A 3,242-nucleotide genomic window follows, 5' to 3' on the forward strand; every position below is an offset into this window, starting at 1 on the left:
CATCGAGACCGCGATGAACGCCGGCGCCCCCGTGGCCGAAACGAAAGCGGAGACGAGCTGGAAAATCCGTTTCCAGCTTGCCCGCGACGCCCTCGTCAACGGCACGCGGCCACTCGCCCTGCTCGACGAATTGCGCGCGCTCGGCCCGTGCGAGATAGAACCCATTACCGCCGAAATCCCGGCGCTCCACGATCTCAATCCGGCGGAATGCCATCTCGGTTGGGACATTCTCCTCAAGACGCATCACCCGCGCGCCGCGATCGAAGACGTCTTCATCTTCGTCGGCGACGACGCGACTCTTTCGATCGAGCCCGCCGTTTCCGCCGCCAGTCTTGCCGTTTCAGAGTCTGCTCCCCCCGCAGCAACGAACGACAGACCGGCGGCGGCGCAGTCCATCGGCTACACCGTGCGCGTGCCTGCCGAGCGGCTCGACGAACTGATGAACCGCGTCGGCGAACTTGTCATCGCCCAATCGCGGCTGAAGCAGGTCGTCGCGTTTTCCTCCGACGTCAACCTGCATTCCGTCGCCGAGGAAATCGAACGGCTCGCCTCGGAACTGCGCGACTCGATGATGAGCGTGCGCATGGTCCCGATCAGCCAGCTCTTCGGCCGCTTCCGCCGCCTGATCCACGACCTTGGCCGCGACACCGGCAAGGTGATCGAATTCCAGACATCCGGCGAAACCACCGAGCTCGACAAGAACGTCATCGAGCGTCTGGCCGATCCGCTGATCCACCTGATCCGCAATGCCGCTGACCACGGCCTCGAAACCGCAGCGGAACGCCGCGCCGCCGGCAAGCCGGATGCCGGACGGGTGTTGCTCAGCGCCCGCCAAGCCGGCACCGAAGTCATCATCTCGGTCAGCGACGACGGCCGCGGCATCGATGTCGAGCGCGTGCGCGCCAAGGCCGAAAAGAACGGTCTCATTCCCGCGGGTGCGGTGTTGAACGAGGCCGAAACGCTGCAGTTATTATTCGCGCCCGGTTTTTCGACCGTCGAAAACGTCACCAATCTTTCCGGCCGCGGCGTCGGCATGGACGTGGTCAAGCGCACGGTGGAAGCGTTGCGTGGCGCCATCGACATTTCCAACCGCCCAGGCGCGGGGGCCGAAGTCGCCCTGCGCATTCCGCTGACGCTCGCCATCATCGACGGGCTTCTGGTGCGTGTCGGACAGGGCCGCTACGTCATTCCGCTCGCCTCCGTGGAAGAATGCGTCGAGCTTACCAGCGACCAGGATCAGCGCAGCCAGGGGCGGTCGTTCCTGACGCTGCGGGGACAACTGGTGCCGTTCATCCGGTTGCGCGAACTGTTCGCCACCGGCACGCCACCGGATCGCTACCAGAAGATCGTGGTGGTTTCGACCGGCAGCGAGCGCGTCGGCCTCGTCGTCGACCAGATCCTCGGTGACCACCAGACCGTGATCAAACCGCTGTCGCGCTTCCATGCCGCGATCGGCACCTTCTCTGGCGCTACCATTCTCGGCGACGGCGGCGTCGCCCTTATCCTCGACGTGCCCCATCTGGTCGCCGCCGGGCAGCAACAGGAGGACCGGCTGCGTGCAGCCGGCTGATGCCATGACCGAAGACGGCGAAATCGTTTGGGACGACGACGGCCAGATCAAGGTGCTGACCTTCGATCTCGGTGGCGAAACCTTTGCGCTCGAGGCCAACCTCGTGTGCGAAATCCTCGACCGGCTGCCGGAGACGGCGGTGCCCGGTTCGGCACCGATCGCGGGCAGCGTCATCAACTTCCGCGGCAGCGTCATTCCGGTCGCCGATCTGCACCTCGCCTTCGGGCTTGGCGCGCAATCGATGACCCAAGACAGCCGCTTCATCGTGATCGAACTGGAACAGGACAGCGAGACCTGCGTCATCGGCCTCAAGGCGGACAAGGTCCACGAAGTCACGACCATCGACCACAAGGCGACCGAGGCGGCACCGCGCATCGGCACGCGCTGGCGGCAGGATTTCATCCGGTGTCTGGCAAAGCGGAACGGCGATTTCATCATCGTTCCAAACCTGCCGCGCATTTTCTCAATCTGCGGTCATGGCTTCGCCCAGACCGGAACCCAACACTGACAGGGGATCGACATGCGAATGACGATTAAATTGAAGCTTGGACTGGCGTTCGGCGCGGTCATTGTTCTGATGCTGGCCGCAGCCGGCTTCGGCATCAACGGTGTCTCGGCGATGAACCAGAATTTCACCGCGCTGATCAGCGGCCCAATCGACAAGCTCGAAACCGCCCGCGACGTGCGCTTCATCTTCATGGAGATCGTGCGGGCGCAGAAGAACGTCATCCTGTCGGATGACCCCAAGGTGATGCAGAAATACGACAATGACCTCACGGGTCTTCGCAGCCAGCTCGAAGCAAAGCTCACCCACGGCTATGAGATCGCAGGCGAGCAGGGAAAGCCCGTGTACCAGCATATGCGCCAGGTGTTCGAGGCGATGAAGCCGCTCGACACCAAGCTACGCGAACTTGCCGTTTCCGGACACAAGGCGGAAGCCAAGGAAATGTCCCTTGGAGCCCTCTACCAGCCCGGCCTCGACATGCTGTCCGCTTCGGAAGAACGCATCCAGCGGGCCAAGTCGCTGATGAAGGATGCGCAACAGAACGCCGAGTCCGACTACGGCTCGACCCGCAACTTCCTGATCGTCCTCACTGCTGTCGCCTTCCTGTTCGCGTCCGTCGCCGGCGGCTGGATCATGATCATGATCGGGTCCGGCCTGAAGAAGGTGACCAAGCTGGTCGACGCTGCCGCCATCGGCGATCTCAGCCAGAGCATCGAGGTCAGGTCGAACGACGAGATCAAGGATGTCGCCACCGCGGTCGAGACCATGACCGCCAACCTGCGCACCACCGCCCAGATCGCCGACAAGATCGCCGAGGGCGACCTGACCGTCGAGCCGAAGCCGCTGTCGGAAAAGGACATGCTCGGACGGGCGCTGCAGCGCATGGTCGAGAAGCTGCGCGACGTCGTCACCAACGCCACCAACGCCGCCGAGAACGTCGCCTCGGGCAGCCAGGAACTGTCGTCGGCGGCCGAACAGGTCAGTCAGGGCGCCACCGAGCAGGCCTCCTCCGCCGAGCAGGCGTCGGCCTCGATGGAAGAGATGGCGGCCAACATCAAGCAGAACGCCGACAACGCCGCGCAGACCGAGAAGATTGCCCGCCAGTCTTCGCTGGATGCGCAGCGCAGCGGCGAGGCGGTCGGTCGAGCGGTGCAGGCGATGCAAACG

The 3,242-nt window shown here is 64.0% G+C and carries 3 protein-coding genes; all 3 read left to right on the plus strand.

The window, feature by feature from the left end:
* Positions 1–1,570 (plus strand): chemotaxis protein CheA (locus tag AC1P6P_RS09230; RefSeq protein WP_481402150.1); only part of this gene is annotated, 1,570 nt, incomplete at its 5' end.
* Between the two features lie 4 nt (positions 1,571–1,574).
* Complete coding sequence (locus tag AC1P6P_RS09235; RefSeq protein WP_481402152.1) at positions 1,575–2,078, plus strand: chemotaxis protein CheW; 504 nt, start codon at positions 1,575–1,577, stop codon at positions 2,076–2,078.
* A 12-nt stretch (positions 2,079–2,090) separates the two neighbouring features.
* On the plus strand, positions 2,091–3,242 hold a 1,152-nt coding region (locus AC1P6P_RS09240), incomplete at its 3' end, for a HAMP domain-containing methyl-accepting chemotaxis protein (protein ID WP_481402151.1).

It is taken from the genome of Rhizomicrobium sp. (genome assembly GCF_056722145.1).